The sequence below is a fragment of the Cytobacillus sp. FSL M8-0252 genome (assembly GCF_038007345.1).
GTDB classification, from domain to species: Bacteria; Bacillota; Bacilli; order Bacillales; family Cytobacillaceae; genus Cytobacillus; species Cytobacillus kochii.
Window position 1 is genome coordinate 2,090,264 of record NZ_JBBOWZ010000001.1, and the last position, 22,963, is coordinate 2,113,226.

Genomic DNA, 22,963 nt, shown 5'->3' on the forward strand with positions numbered 1-22,963 from the left:
CATGAGTAAAATTCGCGTTTACGAATATGCTAAAAAACATAATCTATCTAGTAAAGATGTAATTACGAAATTAAAGGAAATGAATATAGAGGTTTCGAATCATATGACAACATTAGAACCAGGTGAAGTAACAAAATTAGACGGTATTTACAATAAGCAAGAAGAGAAGCAACCACAAAAACAACAATCAGCGCAAGCACAACCTGCAAACAATCAGAAAAATAAACCAGCAGGTGCACCAAAAGGCAATAGAAATAAGCCAAATAATAATAATAATAATAAGAATCAAAAACCTAATCGCAATAATAATCAAAAAAATAAACCAAAGAATAAAGGGCAGAAGCCACCTCAACCACCAGCACCTAAAAAAGTAAAAGAATTACCAGAGAAAATTACTTTTACTGAATCACTAACAGTTGGTGAGCTTGCTAAGAAGCTCCATAGAGAGCCTTCAGAAATCATTAAAAAGCTATTTATGCTTGGTGTGATGGCAACAATTAACCAAGAACTAGATAAAGATTCCATTGAGTTAATTGCAGGCGAATATGGTGTTGATGTAGAAGAAGAAGTATTAGTAGATGTGACAGATTTAGAAGCATATTTCACTGAAGATGAAGAGACTAATCTTGAGGAACGTCCATCTGTTGTAACGATTATGGGTCACGTTGACCATGGTAAAACGACATTACTTGATTCCATTCGCCACACAAAGGTAACTGCTGGCGAAGCTGGTGGAATTACACAGCATATCGGTGCCTATCAAGTAGAAGATAAAGGTAAGAAGATTACATTTCTAGATACACCTGGTCACGCGGCATTTACAACAATGCGTGCCCGTGGAGCGAAAATAACTGATATTACAATTTTAGTTGTTGCAGCGGATGATGGTGTGATGCCGCAGACAATTGAAGCAATTAACCATGCTAAAGCTGCTGAGGTACCAATTATTGTTGCTGTTAATAAAATGGATAAAGAAGCGGCAAATCCTGACCGTGTAATGCAAGAGCTAACAGAACATGGATTAGTTCCTGAAGCATGGGGCGGAGATACAATCTTTGTACCGATTTCAGCCATTAAAGGTGACGGTATTGATGAGTTGTTAGAAATGATTCTCCTTGTTGGTGAAGTAGAAGAATATAAGGCGAACCCTAATCGTAATGCTGTCGGAACAGTTATTGAAGCACAGCTTGATAAAGGTAGAGGATCAGTAGCCACATTACTTGTACAAAACGGAACATTGAAGGTTGGTGATCCGATTGTTGTCGGTAATACATTTGGACGCGTACGTGCAATGGTTAATGACCTTGGACGTCGAGTAAAGACTGCGGGACCATCTACTCCTGTAGAAATTACAGGATTGAATGATGTCCCTCAAGCAGGTGACAGATTTGCTGTTCTAGAAGACGAGAAATCTGCGCGCCAAGTAGGGGAAGCACGTGCACAATTAGCTCTACAAGCACAAAGATCTGAGAAATCTCGTGTTAGCCTTGATAACTTATTTGAGCATATGAAAGAAGGGGAAATGAAGGACATAAACATCGTTGTAAAAGCTGATGTCCAAGGTTCTGCTGAAGCCCTAACTTCCGCATTAAATAAGATTGATGTAGAAGGCGTAAAAGTACGTATTCTTCATACAGGTGCGGGTGCCATTAATGAATCAGATATTACGCTTGCTGCTGCATTTAACGCAATCGTTATCGGCTTTAACGTAAGACCAGATACGAATGCAAAACGTGCTGCTGAAGCAGAAGATGTTGATATTCGTCTACACCGCATCATTTATAACGTAATTGAAGAAATTGAATTAGCAATGAAAGGGATGCTAGACCCAGAGTTTGAAGAAAAAATTATTGGTCAAGCAGAAGTCCGTCAAACATTTAAAGTATCAAAAATTGGTACAATTGCTGGTTCTTATGTTACGGAAGGTAAAATCACAAGAGATTCTGGTATTCGCCTAATTAGAGATGGCGTTGTTATTTTCGAAGGTGAAATTGATGCGTTAAAACGCTTCAAAGATGATGCGAAAGAAGTAGCAACAAATTACGAATGTGGTATTACAATTAAGAACTACAATGATGTCAAAGAAGGCGACATCATTGAAGCTTATATTATGCAAGAAATTGAGCGTAAATGATTGTAGGTTTGGTTTCGTGTGAGTGTATGATATATGATGCTCGTTCATTAAAGGAGAAGAGAAGTGTATTACAGCGAATCCTCACTCGTCTGCAACAGAAGTTTAACATTTCTGTTGCAGAAGTAGGGTTTCAAGATACATGGCAACATACGCAAATTGCCATAACTGCTGTAGCTTCAAGTAAGCAAGCCGTTGAGTGGGAGCTTTCAAATGCGCTTAAATTAATTGATTCTTTTCCTGAGATTGAACGGACAATTACAGACATTGAATGGCTTTGAAAAAGAGGTGTAACAATTGAGCCTAAGATCAAATAGAGTTGGCGAGCAAATGAAAAAAGAGCTCGGAGAAATTATCGGTCGAAAAATTAAAGATCCACGAGTGGGATTTGTAACAGTAACAGACGTTCATGTGACAGGTGATTTACAACAAGCTACTGTCTATATTTCTGTTCTCGGTAATGAAGAGCAAAGAGAAGATACATTGAGAGGATTGGCTAAAGCTAAAGGGTTTATCCGTTCTGAAATTGGTCAGAGAATACGTTTGAGAAAAACCCCTGAAATCACTTTTGAGTTTGACGAATCAATCGATTACGGTAATCGTATTGAAACACTCCTTCATCAAATTCAAGATGACGGTCAATCCAAAGATAAGGAATAAATAATGATTGGCGGATAGACGTTTGTCTATCCGTATTTATTTCACCTTAATTTGAATTTGAAAGGGGGCGTACAAAATGGAAGGAATATTACCTTTATTAAAGCCAAAAGGAATGACTTCTCATGACTGTGTATTCAAGTTACGCAAGATTCTAAGAACGAAAAAGGTGGGTCACACAGGAACATTGGACCCTGAGGTAACTGGCGTATTACCTATTTGTATTGGACGTGCTACGAAGGTTGCCGAATATATTACGGATGCAGGTAAAGAGTATGAAGGAGAGGTCACAATAGGTTTCTCTACAACGACAGAAGATGCCTCAGGTGAAGTGGTTGAAGAGAAGAAGGTGGATAAACCGATTACTCGAGAAGAGATTATCGCGGTGTTCCAGCAATTAACTGGAGAGATTGTCCAAACACCACCCCTGTATTCTGCTGTTAAAGTGAATGGTAAAAGACTTTATGAATATGCACGACTAGGGCAAGAAGTGGAGCGGCCAAGTAGAAAAGTGCGCATTGATCGTATCACCTTGCTAAATGAGCAGGAAGTATATAATGGGGAACGGATTACTTTTCGTTTTCGTGTTGCATGTGGAAAAGGAACATATATTAGAACATTAGCAGTTATGATGGGTGAACTTCTTGGTTATCCTGCCCATATGTCTGATTTAACTCGCATCCGGTCTGCAGACTTTACTATTGAGGATTGTTTGACATTACCACAAGTGGAGGAAGTGATGAACGAGGGAAGAATAGCTGATGTGCTCAAACCTTTAGAATGGGGGATTAGCTATTTGCCGAAATATCAAATAAATGATAAAGTAGCAATGAAAGTGAAGAATGGCGCAGTTCTTCCTACTCCCGAAGAACTTGAGAGTGTATCTGGTCCTATTGTAATGGAGACTGTGAACAATCAAGCGTTAGCCCTGTATATCCATCATCCTGATAAACCAGGTATAATAAAGCCAACTAAAGTTCTATACATAGGTGAATAGGGTAAAGGTAAACGTTCTTTAACATAAAGTAGACGTTCTATGCCTATCTTCATGTTTAAACAATATAAAAAGGTGAATGATCATGGAAGTTATAAAAATAGTACATCCACATAACCATACTAAAGATAGCTGGCCACCTCTTTCAATGGCATTGGGCTTTTTCGACGGTGTTCATCTTGGTCACCAGAAAGTGATGCAAAATGCAAAGGAGAAGGCAGCTGAACTAGGGTTGAAAAGTGCCGTAATGACATTTGATCCTCATCCATCAGCTGTATTAGGTGATCCACAAGAACAAATTAGATACATCACACCGATAAATGAGAAAATTAAGATTGTTGCACAGTTAGGCATTGATTATTTATTTATTGTGCACTTTTCTAAAGCATTTGCTAATCTAGATCCAGAAGCTTTTATCGATCAGTATATTATTGATTTAAATGTATCACATGTATCTGCTGGATTTGATTATACGTATGGTAAATTCGGAAAAGGCACTATGGATACGATAAAGACACATGCTAAAGGGTATTTCTCTACAACCACGATTCCACAATTAAAAAGAGATAATGCCAAGATTAGTTCCTCGCTTATTAGGTCTTACTTAAAAGAGGGGAGCGTTGAAAAAATCCCTCCGCTTTTGGGAAGATACTATACAGTTAGTGGTCCGGTCGTGCAAGGTGATCAAAGAGGGAGACAATTAGGTTTTCCAACAGCAAACGTTGCTGTTAGCGAAGATTTCATCACCCCGCCTACAGGTGTTTACGCTGTAAGAATTTTTGTTCAAGGAAAATGGCGTAAAGGGGTCTGTAATTTAGGCTATAAGCCAACTTTCCATGATGACTTAAAGACCCCTTCTATTGAAGTTCATATTTTTGATTTCGATCAAGATATATATGGTGAAGAGGTTGAAGTAGAGTGGCATCAACATATTAGAGATGAACGAAAGTTTAATGGAATTGAAGCTTTAATAGAGCAAATTGCTAAAGATAAGCAAGCAACACTCGATTATTTTGCAAAAAACAACGGTTAATTCTTGCATTTTGTCTAAAAAAGTTGTATTCTTATAAACGTATTGATTGATGAACCTTTGCTTGGCAAGTCGAGTCACCGACGCTTGCTCAGTAACAGGGGATTGAAATTTTAGGAGGTGAATCGGATGGCAATCACTAAAGAACGTAAAAATGAACTTATCAGTGAGTACAAAACTCATGAAAATGATACTGGATCTCCAGAAGTTCAAATCGCTGTCCTTACAGAAGAAATCAACAATTTGAACGAACATTTACGTACTCATAAGAAAGATCACCACTCTCGTCGTGGTCTATTAAAAATGGTAGGTAAACGTCGTAACCTATTAACTTACCTTCGTAACAAAGATGTACAACGTTACCGTGAGTTAATCAATAAGCTTGGTTTACGTCGATAATAAGAAGCTTGTCTTCTTATTTGAAGAAGCGGGATTTTTTCCCGCTTTTTTATTAGCCTAAAAACGCTATTCTACATAAAATTTTGTTATTTTATATATTTGAAAAAGTGTGCATAATAGTATTAATGATGAAAATATGTCATGGCATTTTGCTTTAGTATATATGATTTTGTAAGTGAAATGGTAGAGAGGGGTACAAATATGGGACAAGATAAGCATATCTACAGCATAGATTGGGCTGGACGCAAGTTGTCTGTTGAAATTGGACAATTAGCAAAGCAAGCAAACGGTGCTGTATTGGTTCGCTATGGTGATACAGCTGTACTAAGTACAGCAACGGCATCAAAAGAACCGAAGAACTTAGATTTCTTTCCACTTACTGTGAACTATGAGGAAAGATTATACGCAGTCGGTAAAATACCTGGCGGCTTTATTAAACGTGAAGGCCGTCCAAGTGAAAGAGCCATTCTAGCTAGCCGATTAATTGATAGACCAATTCGACCACTTTTCCCGGACGGTTTCCGCAATGATGTTCAAGTTGTCAGTATGGTTATGAGTGTCGACCAAGATTGTTCTTCGGAAATGGCGGCAATGTTTGGGTCATCTCTTGCATTAAGTGTTTCTGATATTCCGTTTGCCGGTCCAATTGCAGGTGTAACTGTTGGCAGAGTTGACAATGAATTTATCATTAACCCTTCTGTAGAACAAACAGAAAAAAGTGATATTCATTTAGTCGTTGCTGGTACGAAAGATGCGATCAACATGGTAGAAGCAGGGGCAGAAGAAGTTCCTGAAGAAACGATGCTTGAAGCAATTATGTTTGGTCATGATGAGATAAAACGATTAATTGCCTTCCAAGAGAAGATTGCTGAAGAAATTGGTAAAGACAAGATGGAAGTTACACTTTATCAAGTCGATGAAGAGATTAATGCAACTGTGCGCGCTATGTGTGAAGCGGATATGATTCCTGCTATTCAAGTTCAAGAAAAACATGCTAGAGAAGCGGCCATTAAAGTTGTCAAAGATAAAGTGATCACCCATTTTGAAGAGCAAGAAGTTGATGATGACTATCTTAAACAAGTAAAGCAAGTACTTGATAAAATTGTTAAACAAGAAGTACGCCGCTTAATTACTGAAGATAAAGTAAGACCTGATGGGCGTGGACTAGAGGAAATTCGTCCGCTGTCATCTGAGATTGATTTACTTCCACGTACACATGGATCAGGACTGTTTACACGTGGTCAAACACAAGCGTTGAGCATTTGTACATTAGGTGCGCTTGGTGATGTACAAATTTTAGATGGTCTTGGCATTGAAGAAGAAAAACGTTTTATGCATCATTATAATTTTCCTAATTTCAGTGTTGGTGAAACTGGCCCGATGAGAGGACCTGGTCGTCGTGAAATCGGACACGGTGCTTTAGGAGAAAGAGCTTTAGAACCAATTATTCCATCAGAAAAGGATTTTCCTTATACGATTCGACTTGTTTCTGAAGTGTTGGAATCTAATGGTTCCACCTCACAAGCAAGTATCTGTGCAAGTACTTTAGCAATGATGGACGCTGGGGTACCAATTAAAGCGCCAGTTGCTGGTATTGCGATGGGTCTTATCAAATCAGGTGATTATTACTCTATTCTAACCGATATTCAAGGAATGGAAGATCACTTAGGTGATATGGACTTTAAAGTAGCAGGTACAAGTAAAGGCGTTACAGCACTACAAATGGATATTAAAATCGATGGTCTTTCTAGAGAAATTTTAGAAGAGGCATTACAACAAGCAAAAATCGGTAGAATGCAGATTCTTGATTCTATGCTAGCAACAATTGCTGAACCTAATAAAGAGCTTTCACAATATGCACCGAAAATCTTAATGATGTCAATTAACCCAGATAAAATCCGTGATGTTATTGGACCAAGTGGAAAACAAATCAATAAAATCATTGAAGAAACGGGCGTAAAAATTGATATCGAACAAGATGGTACAGTATTTATTTCTTCAGTCGATGAAGCGATGAACCAAAAAGCGAAGAAAATCATTGAAGATATCGTTCGTGAAGTAGAAGTTGGACAAATGTATTTGGGTAAAGTGAAGCGCATAGAGAAATTTGGTGCTTTCGTAGAAATCTTTAATGGGAAAGATGGACTTGTTCATATTTCTGAACTAGCTGAAGAGCGGGTAGGAAAAGTCGAAGATGTGCTTTCAATAGGTGATGAAGTCCTTGTAAAAGTGACGGAAATCGATAAACAAGGTAGAGTGAACCTTTCTCGTAAAGCTGTATTAAAAGAGCAGCGTGAACAAAAAGAAAAAGCTGAGAATAAATAAACTTGTAAGAAAGTCAGGGTTGTCCCCTGATTTTTTTCTTTCTTTTTTTGTTAGAATATAAAATGATGATGTTTTTTGTGAGCCCTTGGCTTGTTTCTTTTACTTGTCAAAGGGATTGTTATTATGTAAGCGCTTTATCAAATAGTTAAACTGTTCTACCTTGTCCTCCTTTAACATATTTTAATGAAGAGGGAGGCTGGTGTTATGAGAAAAATTGGATACACGCTGGTAATAGTCATTAGTGGATTTTTAATCGTTGCGAACCCGTTAACAGATCAATATATGTCTTTAGCCCTGAATGAAAGCATATCGGTAAGTAAAGTAGATGATCCGCTTTTAATAGAAATAAAGGAGCAAGCGAAGACGTTTGAAGTACCTGCCAAGGATGCTGTTATAGATAGAGTATGGAAGGCGATTCCAGGATTAAATGGACTAAAGGTTGATGTGAATGCATCTTATAAAAAGATGAAAAAGGACGGGTCCTTTGATAAAGAGAAACTCGTATTTTCCGAAGTAAAACCAAAAATCCATCTAGAAGATTTAGAACCTTCACCGATTTATAAGGGCCATCCAGACAAGCCGATGGTTAGTTTATTAATTAATGTAGCTTGGGGAAATGAGTATCTTCCTAAAATGTTGGAAACATTAAAGAAACATAATGTAAAAGCAACGTTTTTTTTAGAAGGAAGATGGACGCAAAATAACCCTGATTTAGCAAAAATGATTGTTGCCGCAGGGCACGAAATTGGCAATCATTCTTATACGCATCCTGATTTGAAAGTTGCTTCTGATCAAAAAACGAAAGAAGAAATTGCGAAAACTAACGAAGTCATAGAGGCGACGACTGAACAAAAGGTGAAATGGTTTGCCCCCCCAAGTGGTAGTTATCGTAATCAAACCGTCAACATTGCTAATGGGCAAGGACTACTTACTGTGATGTGGACTGTCGATACGATAGATTGGCAAAAACCATCACCTGAAACGATTATTAATCGTGTAGTCAATAAAGTAGAAAATGGTTCAATGGTCTTAATGCATCCAACAGAATCAACAGCAAATGCACTGGACAGAATGATTGTAGGGATTAAAGACAAAGACTTACAAATTGGGACAGTGACATCTTTATTATCAGAGGAAAGAATCGGATCACACGAAAAGCCGAAAAAATAACAAGCGAGATTTTGCAAAAAATAGCAACAATAGATACACTTATGTTATTCTACCATCATGAGTCTTTTTTTCTAATGAATGATAAACAGTTATTTTGAAAAGCATTTCGTATCATTCGGAAAAAAGACAGCTTGCAAACAGAACAGGAGGAGCATGCTTGATTAAAAGATATACTTGCAAAAATGGAACAAGAATCGTATTAGAAAATATTCCGACTGTCCGCTCTGTTGCCATTGGCGTTTGGATTGGAACAGGATCAAGAAATGAAGATAAAGAGAATAATGGGATTTCCCACTTTCTTGAACATATGATTTTTAAAGGTACAGAGTCAAAAACAGCTAGAGAAATAGCGGAGTCTTTTGATAGTATTGGTGGACAAGTGAACGCTTTCACATCAAAGGAATATACATGCTATTACGCAAAAGTACTGGATACTCACGCCTCATTTGCGTTAGATGTACTAGCAGATATGTTTTTCAACTCTTCCTTCGATAACGAAGAGTTGAAAAAAGAGAAAAATGTTGTCTACGAAGAAATTAAAATGTATGAAGATACACCGGATGATATTGTCCATGATGTTTTAAGCAAGGGTGTATATGAAAGTCATTCATTGGGGTACCCTATACTCGGAACGGAAGAAACACTAGAAACGTTTAACGGGGACACATTAAGAGACTATATGCATAATCACTATATACCTGAGAATGTTGTCATCTCCATTGCAGGTAATGTGCCTGAATCATTTATTAAAGAAGTTGAGTCGCATTTTGGTACATATACAGGTGGTAGTCCGGCAGTAAACGAAACAGTACCTACTTTTCACAATAATAAGATCGCCAGAAAGAAAGAAACGGAACAAGCGCATCTTTGTTTAGGGTTTAACGGACTTCCAGTCGGTCATGATGATATGTATCAGTTGATCGTTCTAAATAATATTCTTGGTGGTAGCATGAGTAGTCGCTTATTCCAAGATGTTAGGGAAGATAAGGGGCTCGCTTACTCTGTGTTTTCTTATCACTCTTCTTTTAAAGATAGTGGCCTGGTTACAATATATGGCGGTACCGGTGCGAAACAAATGAATGTTCTTTACGAAACGATTCAGAACACATTAGACGTTTTAAAACGAAACGGAATAACAGAAAAAGAATTAGTCAATAGTAAAGAGCAATTAAAAGGTGGTTTAATGCTAAGTTTAGAAAGTACAAATAGTCGCATGAGCCGTAACGGCAAAAATGAACTATTGCTTGGATCTCATCGTACATTAGATAAAATTATTGAAGAAATTGATGAAGTATCAATGGATGAAGTCAATGAAATGGCGAAAAAGATCTTTACAGATGACTACTCATTAGCCTTAATTAGTCCAGATGGTGAATTACCTCAAGGGCTATAAATAAAAGAGAACAATTTCCCGTTTGTTAAGATAGGAAATTGTTCTTTTTTTATTATAAAAATTATATTTTCTTTAGCCTTTGTTCTTTTTTAAAACCGCACGAAAACAACTTAATTCTCCCCATATAGTTGATGTGAGGACATTAGAAGGTCGGGTGAAGGTCACATGATCAAAAAAGGTTAATCCAGCTTCGTGAATCATACGATTGAACATGTCTAGATCGATGGTAGGATAATCACATGTTAAAATAATAAGTCCATCCTCTTTTAATACACGTTTAAACTCTACAAGGCTTTTATATATATCCTCAATACTTAAATGTTCAATAACGGAAATACAGAAGATTTTATCAAATAGTTGCCCACTGTATGGTAAATCAGTTAAGGAACAGCAATTCATAGATAAGTTGTTTAACAATCGCTGTACATTTCCTTCTTGTATGTCGTCATGTGTATATGTTTCCTTCATATCTAACAAAATGGCTTTACTGTCTAATAATCTCTCATCGATATCACAGGCAAAAGTGTGTTTGCATATCTCACTTAGATAAAATTTTAAGGGATGCCCCAATCCACAGGCTGCATCGAGAACAATTTCATTTTTGTCTGCAAAATTTTTTGCCCATTCATACTCATAGGGTCTTGTTTCCCATTCCTTAGGTAACTGGAAGATAAACTGCTGAGATTTCGGATCGTCAGTTGTAATAAACCTAGAATCTGTTATGTTTTTCATTTTATTTCCTCCTCACTTAGCATTTTATTGTATGTGAATAAAGATGAGTCGCTACCTCACTATTTAATAACTTTTCTTATTTAAAGTGTTTTTTAAAAGTAAGGAGTTTCGTCCTTCATTCTTTATCAATCTTCTCTTCACAACTAAGGTTCAAACTTAGAGTCTATTCTTTGTTAGAGAACTCACCGAATAGGTCATTTCTACATAAGATGTTGAAGTAATTGAGTAAAAGAACATAAAAAGTTCTTTAAAAGAAGGTGAGTGTTGCATGCTGACAGGATTACAAATTGCAGTGATCGGCGGAGATGCAAGGCAGCTTGAGGTCATTCGTAAGCTGACAGAATTGGATGCAAAATTATATTTAGTTGGTTTTGAACAGCTTGACCACGCTTTTTCTGGTGCAGTAAAGGAGAAGTTAGATGAAGTTGACTTTACATGCATTGACGCCATTATATTGCCAGTGCCTGGGGCTGGGGTGGATGGACAGATTGATACAATTTTCTCTAATGAAAAAATTACAATAAATGAAGAAATTTTAAAGAAAACACCGCAACATTGTAAAATTTATTCTGGTATTAATCCTCCTTATCTTCAAGAAATTTCAACCAAAGCAGATCGTGAAGTTGTTCAATTATTTAATCGTGATGATGTCGCAATATACAATTCAATCCCCACTGTTGAAGGTGCATTAATGATGGCCATTCAACATACTGATTTTACAATTCACGGATCAAATGTGACTGTATTAGGACTAGGAAGAACAGGTATGAGTATAGCTCGTGCATTTCATGCTTTAGGAGCTAAAGTGAAAGTAGGAGCTAGAAAAAGCGAGCATATAGCGAGAATAACTGAAATGGGTCTTACGCCTTTTCATTTGAGTGATATTGAAGAAGCCGTTGTGGATACAGATATATGCATTAATACAATTCCCGTACAAGTCGTGGTGGCGTCAGTAATAGCGAAAATGCCAGTTCATACGCTCATTATTGATTTAGCTTCTAAACCGGGTGGTACGGACTTTAGGTACGCAGAGAAACGCGGGGTCAAAGCACTATTAGCACCTGGCCTTCCAGGAATCGTTGCACCAAAAACAGCGGGACGTATTTTAGCTAATGTTCTTTCACAATTGATTTTGGCTAATTTTGATGAAAGGGAGGATAAACAATCATGAATTTAAAAGGGAAAAAAATAGGATTCGGGTTAACTGGGTCGCATTGCACATATGATGCCGTTTTTCCGGAAATAGAGAAGTTAGTCGGGGCAGGAGCTGAAGTAATACCAGTCGTGACTTTTACAGTTCAAAACACGGTGACAAGATTTGGCGATGGAGAAGATTGGATTAAAAGAATAGAAGAAGTGACTGGGAATAAAGTCATCGATTCTATTGTAAAAGCAGAACCATTAGGTCCGAAAATCCCATTAGATTGCATGGTTGTTGCCCCATTAACAGGAAACTCCATGAGTAAATTTGCAAATGCTATGACAGATTCTCCAGTGCTTATGGCTGCCAAAGCAACATTAAGGAACGAAAAACCAGTTGTACTAGGTATATCGACTAATGATGCACTTGGCTTAAATGGCACAAATCTCATGCGTTTAATGTCAACAAAAAATATTTATTTTATCCCATTTGGGCAAGATGACCCGGTGAAGAAACCGAACTCAATGGTCGCCCGTATGACCGCATTATCTGATACAATAGTGAAAGCAATAAATGGTGAACAGATTCAGCCAGTCATTGTAGAAAGATACAAAGATGGTAACTAAGTTCGAGATTTATCATAGTTCCTTTTGTTAACTCATGAATATTTAGCAGACGACGGCTTTCGCCAGTAGACTTGGCGATAAGCCATGTTTTCTCATAAAATTTTATTTTTTAATGCGGGAATATGATAAAATATAAAATAATCTTAGTATACTATCTCTAGCTCGCTCTCATAGCTGAAATACGACTGAAAGATAGTCGCTCACTTGTTTGTTAGCTGAAAGGTAAACTAAAAAATATCAATCATTATGTTGGCCGGAAGGAGAAATGGTTATGACAGAGAAAAAAGACTTCCATGTAGCTGTAGTAGGAGCAACAGGAGCAGTAGGTGAACAAATGTTAAAAACATTGGAAGAGCGTGCTTTTCCGATATCAACGTTGAAAGTATTATCTTCGTCTCGCTCAGCTGGGAAGAAGATTCAATATAACGGTAAGGAATATACTGTAGAAGAAGCTACACCTGATAGTTTTGAAGGTGTAGATATTGCCTTGTTTAGTGCAGGGGGAAGTGTATCCAAACAATTAGCTCCAGAAGCGGTAAAGAGAGGAGCAATTGTGGTTGATAATACGAGTGCATTCCGTATGGATGAAAATACTCCACTCATCGTACCTGAAGTAAATGAAGAAGACTTGCATAACCATAATGGCATCATTGCCAATCCCAATTGTTCAACCATTCAAATGGTTGTAGCGCTTGAACCGATTAGAAAAGCATTTGGTTTAAATAAAGTGATTGTCTCCACTTATCAAGCAGTCTCTGGCTCAGGGCAAGCAGCTATTGATGAATTGCAAGAGCAAACAAGAGCGATCCTAGATAATCAAGCATACACGCCTGAAGTATTGCCAGTAAAGGGTGATAAAAAGCATTATCAAATCGCTTTTAACGCCATTCCTCAAATAGATAAATTTGTTGATAACGGTTATACATTTGAAGAAATGAAAATGATTAATGAAACGAAAAAAATTATGCATCTGCCTTCTTTACCAGTCGCTGCGACTTGTGTTCGTCTACCCGTAGGAACTGGTCATTCTGAATCTGTGTATTTTGAGATTGATCAGGAAGGCATTAACGCAAAGGATATAAAAGCTTTGTTAAGTACCGCACCAGGTATAGAACTACAAGATGACCCTGAACAGCAAATTTATCCAATGCCAGCAGATTGTGTTGGTAAATCAGAAGTGTTCGTCGGTCGGATTCGCAATGACTTAGATGAGCCAAAAGGGTTCCATATGTGGGTCGTTTCTGATAATCTACTAAAAGGTGCAGCCTGGAATTCTGTACAAATCGCAGAAAGTCTTGTTAAATTAAAGTTAGTGAAATAAATTGCAATTACTCGAGGTGTTAAGATGAAAATCGTCGTTCAAAAATTTGGCGGTACATCGGTAAAAAATGAAGAAGGCAGGAGTCATGCATTAAGGCATATTAAAAATGCCGTTCAGGAAGGGTTCAAAGTGGTAGTTGTTGTTTCTGCAATGGGAAGAAAGGGAGACCCTTATGCAACAGACACGTTATTATCACTTGTTGGTGCGCCCCTTGCCAAAATCAATAAACGTGAAACAGATTTATTACTATCTTGTGGAGAAGTTATTTCAAGTGTTGTATTTACGAATATGCTTTTAGAAAATGAGCTAACGGCGACCGCATTAACAGGTGCGCAAGCTGGTTTTCGTACAAATCATGATCATATGAATGCGAAAATTATTGATATGAAATGTGAACGTTTAAAAAACGAGTTAGAATTACATGATGTTGTTGTCGTTGCAGGCTTTCAAGGATCAGCTAGAAACGGTGATACAACGACGATTGGACGTGGCGGTAGTGATACTTCAGCAGCTGCGCTAGGTTCTGCCCTTAATGCAGAGTGGATTGATATATTCACAGATGTTGAAGGGATTATGACAGCTGATCCGCGGATTGCACAGAATGCACGTTCTTTGGATGTCGTAACTTATACGGAAGTTTGCAATATGGCTTATCAAGGTGCAAAGGTTATTCATCCACGAGCAGTTGAAATCGCGATGCAATCAAAAATTCCCATTCGTATCCGTTCCACTTATACAGACGGTTTAGGGACGCTAGTTACGGCTGTTACGAAACAAAGTAGAGGAACAGATATAAAAGAAAGGCCGGTTACCGGGATTGCACATGTAGCGAATATTACGCAAATTAAAGTGGTTGCTAAAGAAAATCAGTATGACCTACAATCAGAGGTTTTTAAGGCAATGGCTAAAGAAGGCATTAGCGTTGATTTCATTAATATTTATCCACATGGAGTAACCTATACAGTGACCGAAGAAATGACCGATAAAGCGATACAAATTTTAAATGGATTAGGTCATGAACCAAAAGTGGAAAGAGGCTGTGCGAAAGTTTCAGTTGTCGGTGCAGGTATGCAAGGTGTACCTGGTGTTGCCTCTAAAATTGTAACAGCACTTTCGGAACAAGGCATTAGAATTATGCAATCAGCAGATAGCCATACGACTATTTGGGTTTTAGTTGAACAAGAAGATTTGCCGAAAGCAGTCAATGCACTCCATGATGCCTTTCATTTAGAAAAAGATCAAGTAGAAATGATATAAGTGATTATTAAAAAGAGGTGTAAAAATGGTTTTATTCGGAAGAGTTTCAACAGCAATGGTTACGCCATTCGATATCAATGGGCATATTGATTTTGCAAAGACAACTCAGTTGATCAATCATTTGATTGAGAATGGGACAGATTCTCTTGTTGTTGCTGGGACAACAGGCGAATCACCTACGTTAACGAAAGAAGAAAAGCTAGCTTTGTTTAAACATGTAGTGAAGGTAACGGATGGACGCGTGCCAGTTATTGCCGGTACAGGTAGCAATAATACTTACTCATCCATTGAATTAACGAAAAAAGCAGCAGAAATTGGTGTAGATGCCATCATGTTAGTCGCTCCTTATTACAATAAGCCAAACCAAGCTGGCTTATATGAACATTTTAAAGCGATCGCAGCAAGTACAGATTTACCTGTTATGTTATATAATATTCCAGGTCGATCATCTGTTAATATTGCACCTGAAACAATTATTGAACTATCCAAGATTAAAAATATTGTCTCTGTAAAAGAAGCGAGTGGTGATCTTAATGCAATGACGAAGATTATCGCTGAAACAGATGACGATTTCTTGTTATATAGTGGCGACGATGGTATCGCTTTACCAGTCTTATCCATTGGTGGAGCAGGTGTTGTATCAGTGGCCTCACATATAATCGGCTCTGAAATTCAAGAAATGGTGCAAGCATTTTTAGATGGACACTATCAAGAGGCTGCAAAATTGCACCAATCCTTACTACCAATAATGGAAGCGATGTTTGCAGCGCCAAGTCCTGTACCAGTTAAAACCGCTTTGCAGGTCAAAGGCCTTGATGTCGGTTCGGTGCGTTTACCAATGGTACCACTTTCTGAACAAGAAAGAGCTACACTGATTGCCATTATTAAAAAATAAGCAAAAAAATCTGAACGTTCATTCCCACCTTAGGGTTTGAATTGTTCAGATTTTTTTTGTGATGCCATAACATATTTACACTGGATAGTGGAGTAAAAAGGGGGCTCTTCGTATATTTCACACAAATCTAAAATATATTGAGCAAACATAAGTAGTGCAGCTATCCTTGGAGAAGTTTTCACATACTAGCTGAACTAGAGATATTTAAATCTTTGATTACTACTATTTAGTCCTTGTTAAATCCAAACCCAATATATCAATCTGGATGAAGGAAGTTTACACGTTTCTTGAGTCTTTTACGTTCTCTTTTTTAAAAGCAAGACTAACTGAATTATTAAAAACTTGATATTAGGTATCACTTTTTGAGGAGAGTATTTGCTAAAGTAAAATTATCCTTTATTGTGCCGTCTTCTTTAATTACTAAAGTGTTTAATTACTTAATTTAACAGGATAAATTGCTTAATAACCGCAAAAATGCATAAATTTGGTTGTTATTATTTTCTTAGTTAAAGTATAATGGGAATAACTGATTTTGATCGGGTGAATGAACTATAGGAGGATACATAAGTGAAAAGACAGAACGAAAGCATCAAGTTAGCAGCACTAGGTGGAGTTGGTGAATTAGGAAAGAATATGTACATAATCGAAGTTGATGAGGATTTATTCGTAATCGATGCAGGTTTAATGCTTCCAGAGAATGAAATGCTTGGAATTGATACGGTTATTCCAGATTTCACCTATCTTATTCAACAAAAAGATCGTGTGCAAGGAGTATTTTTAACCCACGGACATGAAGACCATATTGGAGCTTTATCTTATTTGCTTCGTCAAATTGAGGCCCCGGTATACGGAACTAAGCTTACGATTGCGTTAGCAAAAGCAAAAATGAAAGAGCAAGGATTTAAAGGGAAAGCTAAACTAGTGGAAATACATAGTGATACTGAACTACACTTTGATCATTGTGAAATTTCATTTTTTAAAACAAATCATAGCATCCCAGACAGTGTTGGGGTATGTATTCATACCTCACAAGGCAGTATCGTCTACACTGGGGATTTTAAATTTGACCAAGCGGCTGGCCCACTTTATAAAGCCGAAATTGGAAAAATGGCTAAAATCGGAGAAAATGGCGTTTTGTGCTTATTATCTGATAGTACAGAAGCAGAAAAGCCGGGCTACACAAAATCTGAAGCTGAAGTATTAGATGATTTAGTGAAGCATTTTTATCAAGCAAAAGGGAGAGTCGTAGTAGCTACATTTGCGTCTGAGTTAATTAGGATTCAACAAGTATTTGACGCTGCGAAACAGACTAACCGAAAAGTAGCAATAGTAGGAAGAAGTTTGCAAAAAATATATGATATTGCCATCAGATTAGGGTTTTTGGATATTTATGAAGACGTAATGGTTTCTATGAACGATGTGAAAAACTTGGCAGATGAAGAAATCATTTATTTAGTGACAGGTACGCAAGGAGAGCCAATTGATGCGCTGTATAAGATGGCGAAAAACTCTCACCGTCAAGTGCATATTCAATCTGGAGATTATGTGATATTCTTTGCTTCTCCTTTGAGAGGTTCGGAAGTTTATTTATCAAAAACAGTTGATGTATTGTTCAGGGGCGGAGCACATGTGGTCTCAGGTAAAGGGAGTTTTAATACATCTAGTCATGGTAGCAAAGAAGAGCTTAAATTCATGATTAATTTAATGAATCCGAGATATTTCTTTCCTGTTCATGGAGAATATAGGATGTTAAAGGCACATGCAAAAGTAGCTGAGTCGACTGGTATGGAAAGTGAAGCTATTTTTATTCCTGAAAAGGGAGAATTATATGAAATAGCAAAAGGAACCATGAAAAATGTGGGGAAAATCCCAACCGGACATGTATTAATTGATGGCAGTGGTGTAGGTGATGTTGGTAATATTGTCCTTAGAGATCGTAAGTTATTATCTCAAGATGGGATATTACTTGTGGTTGTTACGTTAAACAAAAAACAAAAAATCATTTCAGCAGGACCAGAAATTATTACAAGAGGCTTTGTTTATGTTAGAGAATCTGAAGAATTACTTGCAGAAGCAAGCAAATTGGTAAAAGAAATTGTTGAAGCCAAACTATCGAAAGAAGCTTTTGACTGGTCAGGTATCAAACAAGATATGAGAGAAGGTCTCAATCAGTTCTTATTTGATAAAACAAAACGTCGTCCGATGATCTTACCGATAATTATGGAGTCCTAAAAAAGCAGGCAATTACGTATTCGTGGTTGCCTGCTTATATTTTTATTTCGATAATAGATATCTTCGTTTCTAAAAGCATTAGTAGAATGAAAATCCCATCCCTGTTCATACTAAATATATAAAAGTTTGAAGGGAGAAGTCTTATGGATTTTGAAATGAATGGGAATGATCAAGAGCAACAACCTAAAGAAGATAAACAATCGCCTTTAATGGAAAAGATACAGCAATTAGGTCAAACAAATGTACCGCAACTATCTCAAGATTCCAAAATTCACTGTTTGACTATCGTTGGACAAATAGAAGGGCATTTACAACTACCGCCACAAAATAAGACAACAAAATATGAACATCTTATCCCTCAGATTGTAGCCATTGAGCAAAATCCAAAAATAGAAGGTTTGTTAGTAATATTAAATACTGTAGGTGGAGATGTAGAAGCAGGATTAGCGCTTGCTGAAATGTTAGCATCATTGTCGAAACCTACAGTTTCAATCGTGTTAGGTGGTGGACACTCAATAGGTGTACCTATAGCCGTATCTTGTGATTATGCCTATATTGCTGAATCAGCAACGATGACCATTCACCCCATTCGGTTAACCGGCTTAGTAATTGGGGTGCCACAAACTTTTGAGTATTTAGATAAAATGCAAGAACGCGTCATTAACTTTGTAACAAAACACTCACAGATTACTGAAGAGAAGTTTAAAGACTTAATGTTTGCTAAAGGAAATTTGACAAGAGATATTGGAACGAATGTGATTGGTGCTGATGCTGTTGAATTTGGTTTGATTAATGAAGTAGGTGGTATTGGCCCAGCATTAAAAAAACTTGAGGAGTTAATTGAAAACAATGAACATCAGGAGGGGCTTGTGCAATGATATTATATACAGCCATGCCAAGTGAATGGATATACCAAGCTGAACCATCTGAATATGCGAAACAAAAAGTGGTTAACTTTGAAGGTATCCCGTTACTAGTGGAATTAACTAGTGGTTCTGAATATCGTGTAATCCAAGTAATGAGTACGGACCCAAATGATTTCATGAATGAAAATATTGGACCTGGAGTAAAAATCACCCTCAGTTAAGTAAAAGATGGATGAAATTATGCTATAATAAATGAACAAACGTAGAGCAGCCACTAAAAGGCTGCTCTCTTCTTTCATGCATCATTCAAGTACTTATAAATCAGGTGATAAAATGGCGAAAAAAAAGAAGCGTAAAACGCGAAAAAAGCAACAAGTGAGACAAACTTTAAAATATGAATTAACTGCTCTAGTGATGCTCGCATTAGCAGTGATTGCTATAGCGAAATTAGGGGCAGTAGGTGGAGCAATCGTACTTTTTTTCAGGTTTTTTACCGGCGAATGGTACATGCTTTGTTTAATTGGATTAGTGATTTATGCAGGATTTCTAATGTGGAAAAGGGAGAGACCTGATCTCTTTCATATGAAATTAGTGGGCATGTACTTCATCATTAGTGCACTTCTTTTATTAAGTCATGTAACGTTATTTGAATTACTTTCAAATGGGGGAGCATTTACCGACCCAAGTGTAATCATGAATACATGGCGTCTCTATTGGGGTGAGGTGACAAATCAAGCCAGCACTTCAGATTTAGGTGGAGGCATGATTGGAGCATTAATGTTTGCCGTTTTCTATTATTTATTTGATGAAGCTGGCTCAAAAATTATTGCATTCCTCTTGATTATCGTAGGAATTATATTAATTACAGGGAAAACTTTTGGCCCTGCGATGGGCGATATGACCATTTCATTTGCTCAATTTCTAAAAAAACAATGGCTAGCATTTCTTGATGATGTAAAAGGTTGGGTAAGTAAAAAGAATAAGCGCAATGCTAAACCTCGTACGAGAAGAAGTAAAGAGAATCAAGAAGAGCGGGCAATAACAATCCATAACAGCTCAGAAGACATGGATAAAGACAATACACCAGAAGAACCAATTATTTCTAGTTTTTCTCAAAATGCTTATGATCAAGAACAAGATGTTACAGTCCCGGTACAAGGGATAAGCGAGAGACAACCGGAGGACGAAGAGCAGCAAGATGAGACTGTACCACCGATTACATTTACAGAAGTGGAAAATAAGGATTATAAACTACCACCAATGAAATTATTAAAGGCACCTAATCACACCGACCAAAGCGGTGAATATAAACTTATTCATGATAATGCAGCAAAGCTTGAGAGAACCTTCCAAAGCTTTGGTGTCAAAGCTAAAGTAACCCAAGTTCATCTTGGACCGGCAGTAACCAAATATGAAGTACATCCTGATGTAGGTGTGAAAGTGAGTAAAATTGTTAGTTTAAGTGACGACTTAGCACTTGCTTTAGCAGCAAAAGATATCCGAATTGAAGCACCAATTCCAGGAAAATCAGCTATCGGGATAGAGGTACCGAATTCAGAAGTTGCGATGGTTTCCTTAAGAGAGGTCATTGAACCTAAAGGTAAAGATCGCAATGATTCAAAACTATTAATCGGTTTAGGAAGAGATATTACTGGCGAAGCTGTCACGGCAGAGTTGAATAAAATGCCGCATTTGCTCGTCGCTGGAGCGACAGGAAGTGGGAAGAGTGTTTGTATTAATGGCATTATTACTAGTATTTTAATGAGAGCGAAACCTCATGAAGTGAAATTGATGATGATTGACCCAAAAATGGTAGAGCTTAATGTATATAATGGCGTCCCACATCTATTAGCGCCTGTTGTGACAAATGCCAAAAAAGCTTCTCAAGCACTGAAAAAGGTTGTAAGCGAAATGGAGAGAAGATATGAATTATTCTCCCATACAGGCACAAGAAACATAGAAGGTTATAATGAATTTATAAAAAGGCAAAATAAAATAGAGGAAGCTAAGCAACCACTACTCCCTTACATCGTTGTTATTGTTGATGAGTTAGCGGACTTAATGATGGTTGCTTCATCGGATGTTGAGGATGCAATCACTAGATTAGCACAAATGGCTAGGGCAGCTGGTATTCATCTAATCATTGCGACTCAACGTCCTTCAGTAGATGTCATCACCGGTGTGATAAAAGCAAATATTCCATCAAGAATTGCGTTTGCTGTTTCTTCTATGACGGATTCAAGGACGATTTTAGACATGGGCGGAGCAGAGAAGTTATTAGGAAGAGGCGATATGTTATTTATGCCAGTCGGCGCATCAAAACCTATTCGGGTACAAGGCGCATTTTTATCGGATGATGAAGTAGAAGAAATTGTTGATTTTGTCATTGGTCAGCAAAAAGCGCAATATCAAGAAGAAATGATTCCCGATGATTTACCAGATTCACAAGCAAGTGAAGTTGATGACAAATTATATGATGAAGCAGTTGAGCTTGTCATTGAAATGCAAACAGCCTCTGTTTCCATGTTGCAAAGGAGGTTCCGTATCGGTTATACGCGAGCAGCGAGGTTAATTGATGAAATGGAGCTGCGAGGAATCGTCGGACCTTATGAGGGAAGTAAACCAAGAACAGTACTCGTCAGCCAAAGTATGGATGAGGCATCTTCTTAAAAATATATTTAACGCTTTTTAGCAACACAGCTTTAATCAACAATTGAAAGAAAGTATGTACAAAGAATAGGTTAATATTTATTATAAATATGACCTATTCTTTTTTTAAAAGGTTTCTAAAATATTTTAGTAGCATTTGATTTTTATCAAAAGAAGCCTATAACGAAAGGGAAAATAAATAAACAAAACTCTTTAAGACATCAACTATGAGTCAACAAATGTGAAAAATATTCACTTTTTTCACTATCTTTTTCGACATTTTTTGAAAAATATGTTTCTTTATATTTAGAAAAATGGTATAGTATTTTCGATTAGTAGAGATGATTGAACATCAGAGGTCTGATGTCTTGAGATTTGGATTTGGAGGAGCACAGCATGTCTATTAAGTCAGATAGCCGCCATTTGTATTTACAAGTAATTGATCGTTTGAAGCAAGATATTGATAAAGGAATTTATAAAGAGAGAGAAAAATTACCTTCAGAATTTGATCTTGCCAAACAATTAGGTGTCAGTCGTGCGACATTAAGAGAGGCATTAAGGATATTAGAAGAAGAGAATGTCATTATTCGTAGACACGGTGTCGGCACGTTCGTAAATACAAAGCCATTATTTACATCAGGAATTGAACAGTTAAATAGTATCACTAATATGATTACCCAAGCAGGTATGCAACCTGGGACTATATTCCTTAGCTCAGAGACGCAATGTCCAAGTGAGGAAGATATCAGACTTTTTTCCTGTTCAGCAGATGAAGAAATCTTAGTAGTAGAACGGGTGAGAACGGCAAATGGTGAACCTGTTGTTCATTGCTTGGATAAAATGTTGGCGAAGCATATTCCAGACTCTATCTCTTGGGAAAAAGAATCTATTTTTGAAAATTTGGAAGAAAAAACAGGCAGAAGAATTACATATGCGGTCTCTGAAATTGAACCGATTGGTTATCACGAGAAGGTCTCACCTATTTTAGATTGTAGCCCTGAGACAGCTCTACTCGTTCTTAAGCAGATGCATTACACTGAACAAGACGAGCCATTACTCCTCTCGGTTAACTATTTTAGAGCAGACAAATTTAGCTTCCATGTTCTTAGAAAACGGATTAACTAATCAATCATACTCATCTACTA

20 protein-coding genes are annotated in these 22,963 nt (G+C 37.2%); 19 read left to right on the plus strand and 1 reads right to left on the minus strand.

Translation table 11 applies throughout. The annotated features are described in order from the left end of the window. The first annotated feature begins 1 nt into the window (after position 1). The 9 genes from infB (at position 2) to MKX83_RS10800 (ending at position 10,099) form a co-directional block, all read left to right on the plus strand. Positions 2-2,134: a translation initiation factor IF-2 gene (gene infB / locus MKX83_RS10760; protein ID WP_341055288.1), complete on the plus strand. Its 2,133-nt coding sequence runs from the start codon at positions 2-4 to the stop codon at positions 2,132-2,134. Continuing rightward, the gene (locus MKX83_RS10765; protein ID WP_095369490.1) at positions 2,131-2,412 is read left to right on the plus strand and encodes a DUF503 domain-containing protein; all 282 of its coding nucleotides are present in this window, start codon (positions 2,131-2,133) and stop codon (positions 2,410-2,412) included. Before infB ends, MKX83_RS10765 begins: the two co-directional genes overlap by 4 nt. Before the next feature lie 16 nt (positions 2,413-2,428). Further along, positions 2,429-2,791 (plus strand): 30S ribosome-binding factor RbfA, encoded by a 363-nt coding sequence (gene rbfA / locus MKX83_RS10770; protein WP_095369489.1) that lies wholly within the window; start codon positions 2,429-2,431, stop codon positions 2,789-2,791. A 76-nt stretch (positions 2,792-2,867) separates the two neighbouring features. Beyond that, entirely contained in the window at positions 2,868-3,785 is a 918-nt protein-coding gene (truB, locus tag MKX83_RS10775) for a tRNA pseudouridine(55) synthase TruB (RefSeq protein WP_341055290.1), read from the plus strand. Between the two features lie 82 nt (positions 3,786-3,867). Beyond that, positions 3,868-4,815 (plus strand): bifunctional riboflavin kinase/FAD synthetase, encoded by a 948-nt coding sequence (ribF, locus tag MKX83_RS10780; RefSeq protein WP_095369487.1) that lies wholly within the window; start codon positions 3,868-3,870, stop codon positions 4,813-4,815. Between the two features lie 126 nt (positions 4,816-4,941). Further along, positions 4,942-5,211, plus strand: coding sequence for a 30S ribosomal protein S15 (rpsO, locus tag MKX83_RS10785; RefSeq protein ID WP_095369486.1), 270 nt, complete (start codon positions 4,942-4,944; stop codon positions 5,209-5,211). A 201-nt stretch (positions 5,212-5,412) separates the two neighbouring features. Then, entirely contained in the window at positions 5,413-7,536 is a 2,124-nt protein-coding gene (gene pnp, locus MKX83_RS10790) for a polyribonucleotide nucleotidyltransferase (RefSeq protein WP_095369485.1), read from the plus strand. 204 nt (positions 7,537-7,740) lie between these two features. Continuing rightward, positions 7,741-8,706 carry a polysaccharide deacetylase family protein gene (locus MKX83_RS10795; protein ID WP_322909240.1) on the plus strand — a complete coding sequence of 322 codons (966 nt, stop codon included), beginning with the start codon at positions 7,741-7,743 and terminating at the stop codon, positions 8,704-8,706. Between the two features lie 157 nt (positions 8,707-8,863). Continuing rightward, on the plus strand, positions 8,864-10,099 hold the full coding sequence (locus MKX83_RS10800; RefSeq protein WP_341055296.1) for a M16 family metallopeptidase: 1,236 nt from the start codon (positions 8,864-8,866) through the stop codon (positions 10,097-10,099). Between the two features lie 72 nt (positions 10,100-10,171). Here MKX83_RS10800 and MKX83_RS10805 read toward each other — a convergent pair whose 3' ends face one another. After that, positions 10,172-10,831: a class I SAM-dependent methyltransferase gene (locus tag MKX83_RS10805; RefSeq protein ID WP_341055298.1), complete on the minus strand. Its 660-nt coding sequence runs from the start codon at positions 10,829-10,831 to the stop codon at positions 10,172-10,174. Between the two features lie 268 nt (positions 10,832-11,099). Between MKX83_RS10805 and dpaA the strand changes: the two genes are divergently transcribed. The 10 genes from dpaA to MKX83_RS10855 all read left to right on the plus strand — a co-directional run bounded on the left by dpaA (position 11,100) and on the right by MKX83_RS10855 (position 22,943). Then, a complete protein-coding gene (gene dpaA / locus MKX83_RS10810; protein ID WP_095369481.1) occupies positions 11,100-12,002 on the plus strand; it encodes a dipicolinic acid synthetase subunit A in 903 nt (300 codons plus the stop codon). Next, a complete protein-coding gene (dpaB, locus tag MKX83_RS10815) occupies positions 11,999-12,598 on the plus strand; it encodes a dipicolinate synthase subunit B (RefSeq protein ID WP_095369480.1) in 600 nt (199 codons plus the stop codon). Before dpaA ends, dpaB begins: the two co-directional genes overlap by 4 nt. 271 nt (positions 12,599-12,869) lie before the next feature. After that, on the plus strand, positions 12,870-13,919 hold the full coding sequence (asd, locus tag MKX83_RS10820; protein ID WP_095369479.1) for an aspartate-semialdehyde dehydrogenase: 1,050 nt from the start codon (positions 12,870-12,872) through the stop codon (positions 13,917-13,919). A 24-nt stretch (positions 13,920-13,943) separates the two neighbouring features. Next, positions 13,944-15,176, plus strand: a complete 1,233-nt coding sequence (dapG, locus tag MKX83_RS10825; RefSeq protein WP_307314365.1) for an aspartate kinase — start codon at positions 13,944-13,946, stop codon at positions 15,174-15,176. Positions 15,177-15,201: 25 nt separating this feature from the next. Beyond that, the gene (gene dapA / locus MKX83_RS10830; protein ID WP_341055300.1) at positions 15,202-16,071 is read left to right on the plus strand and encodes a 4-hydroxy-tetrahydrodipicolinate synthase; all 870 of its coding nucleotides are present in this window, start codon (positions 15,202-15,204) and stop codon (positions 16,069-16,071) included. Between the two features lie 567 nt (positions 16,072-16,638). Beyond that, on the plus strand, positions 16,639-18,303 hold the full coding sequence (locus MKX83_RS10835; RefSeq protein WP_218971969.1) for a ribonuclease J: 1,665 nt from the start codon (positions 16,639-16,641) through the stop codon (positions 18,301-18,303). Between the two features lie 155 nt (positions 18,304-18,458). Further along, the gene (locus tag MKX83_RS10840; protein ID WP_233435397.1) at positions 18,459-19,181 is read left to right on the plus strand and encodes a ClpP family protease; all 723 of its coding nucleotides are present in this window, start codon (positions 18,459-18,461) and stop codon (positions 19,179-19,181) included. Continuing rightward, positions 19,178-19,390 (plus strand): YlzJ-like family protein, encoded by a 213-nt coding sequence (locus MKX83_RS10845; protein WP_095369475.1) that lies wholly within the window; start codon positions 19,178-19,180, stop codon positions 19,388-19,390. Before MKX83_RS10840 ends, MKX83_RS10845 begins: the two co-directional genes overlap by 4 nt. Positions 19,391-19,502: 112 nt before the next feature. Continuing rightward, positions 19,503-21,839 (plus strand): DNA translocase FtsK, encoded by a 2,337-nt coding sequence (locus tag MKX83_RS10850; protein WP_095369474.1) that lies wholly within the window; start codon positions 19,503-19,505, stop codon positions 21,837-21,839. A 375-nt stretch (positions 21,840-22,214) separates the two neighbouring features. After that, positions 22,215-22,943: a GntR family transcriptional regulator gene (locus tag MKX83_RS10855; protein WP_095369473.1), complete on the plus strand. Its 729-nt coding sequence runs from the start codon at positions 22,215-22,217 to the stop codon at positions 22,941-22,943. Positions 22,944-22,963: the final 20 nt, after the last annotated feature.

Bases quoted from the DNA above. Each gene is read 5' to 3' on its own strand.
- infB (WP_341055288.1), top strand. From the start codon at position 2: ATGAGTAAAATTCGCGTTTACGAATATGCTAAAAAACATAATCTATCT.
- MKX83_RS10765 (WP_095369490.1), top strand. From the start codon at position 2,131: ATGATTGTAGGTTTGGTTTCGTGTGAGTGTATGATATATGATGCTCGT.
- truB (WP_341055290.1), top strand. From the start codon at position 2,868: ATGGAAGGAATATTACCTTTATTAAAGCCAAAAGGAATGACTTCTCAT.
- ribF (WP_095369487.1), top strand. From the start codon at position 3,868: ATGGAAGTTATAAAAATAGTACATCCACATAACCATACTAAAGATAGC.
- rpsO (WP_095369486.1), top strand. From the start codon at position 4,942: ATGGCAATCACTAAAGAACGTAAAAATGAACTTATCAGTGAGTACAAA.
- pnp (WP_095369485.1), top strand. From the start codon at position 5,413: ATGGGACAAGATAAGCATATCTACAGCATAGATTGGGCTGGACGCAAG.
- MKX83_RS10795 (WP_322909240.1), top strand. From the start codon at position 7,741: ATGAGAAAAATTGGATACACGCTGGTAATAGTCATTAGTGGATTTTTA.
- MKX83_RS10805 (WP_341055298.1), bottom strand. From the start codon at position 10,831: ATGAAAAACATAACAGATTCTAGGTTTATTACAACTGACGATCCGAAA.
- dpaA (WP_095369481.1), top strand. From the start codon at position 11,100: ATGCTGACAGGATTACAAATTGCAGTGATCGGCGGAGATGCAAGGCAG.
- dpaB (WP_095369480.1), top strand. From the start codon at position 11,999: ATGAATTTAAAAGGGAAAAAAATAGGATTCGGGTTAACTGGGTCGCAT.
- asd (WP_095369479.1), top strand. From the start codon at position 12,870: ATGACAGAGAAAAAAGACTTCCATGTAGCTGTAGTAGGAGCAACAGGA.
- dapG (WP_307314365.1), top strand. From the start codon at position 13,944: ATGAAAATCGTCGTTCAAAAATTTGGCGGTACATCGGTAAAAAATGAA.
- dapA (WP_341055300.1), top strand. From the start codon at position 15,202: ATGGTTTTATTCGGAAGAGTTTCAACAGCAATGGTTACGCCATTCGAT.
- MKX83_RS10840 (WP_233435397.1), top strand. From the start codon at position 18,459: ATGAATGGGAATGATCAAGAGCAACAACCTAAAGAAGATAAACAATCG.
- MKX83_RS10845 (WP_095369475.1), top strand. From the start codon at position 19,178: ATGATATTATATACAGCCATGCCAAGTGAATGGATATACCAAGCTGAA.
- MKX83_RS10850 (WP_095369474.1), top strand. From the start codon at position 19,503: ATGGCGAAAAAAAAGAAGCGTAAAACGCGAAAAAAGCAACAAGTGAGA.
- MKX83_RS10855 (WP_095369473.1), top strand. From the start codon at position 22,215: ATGTCTATTAAGTCAGATAGCCGCCATTTGTATTTACAAGTAATTGAT.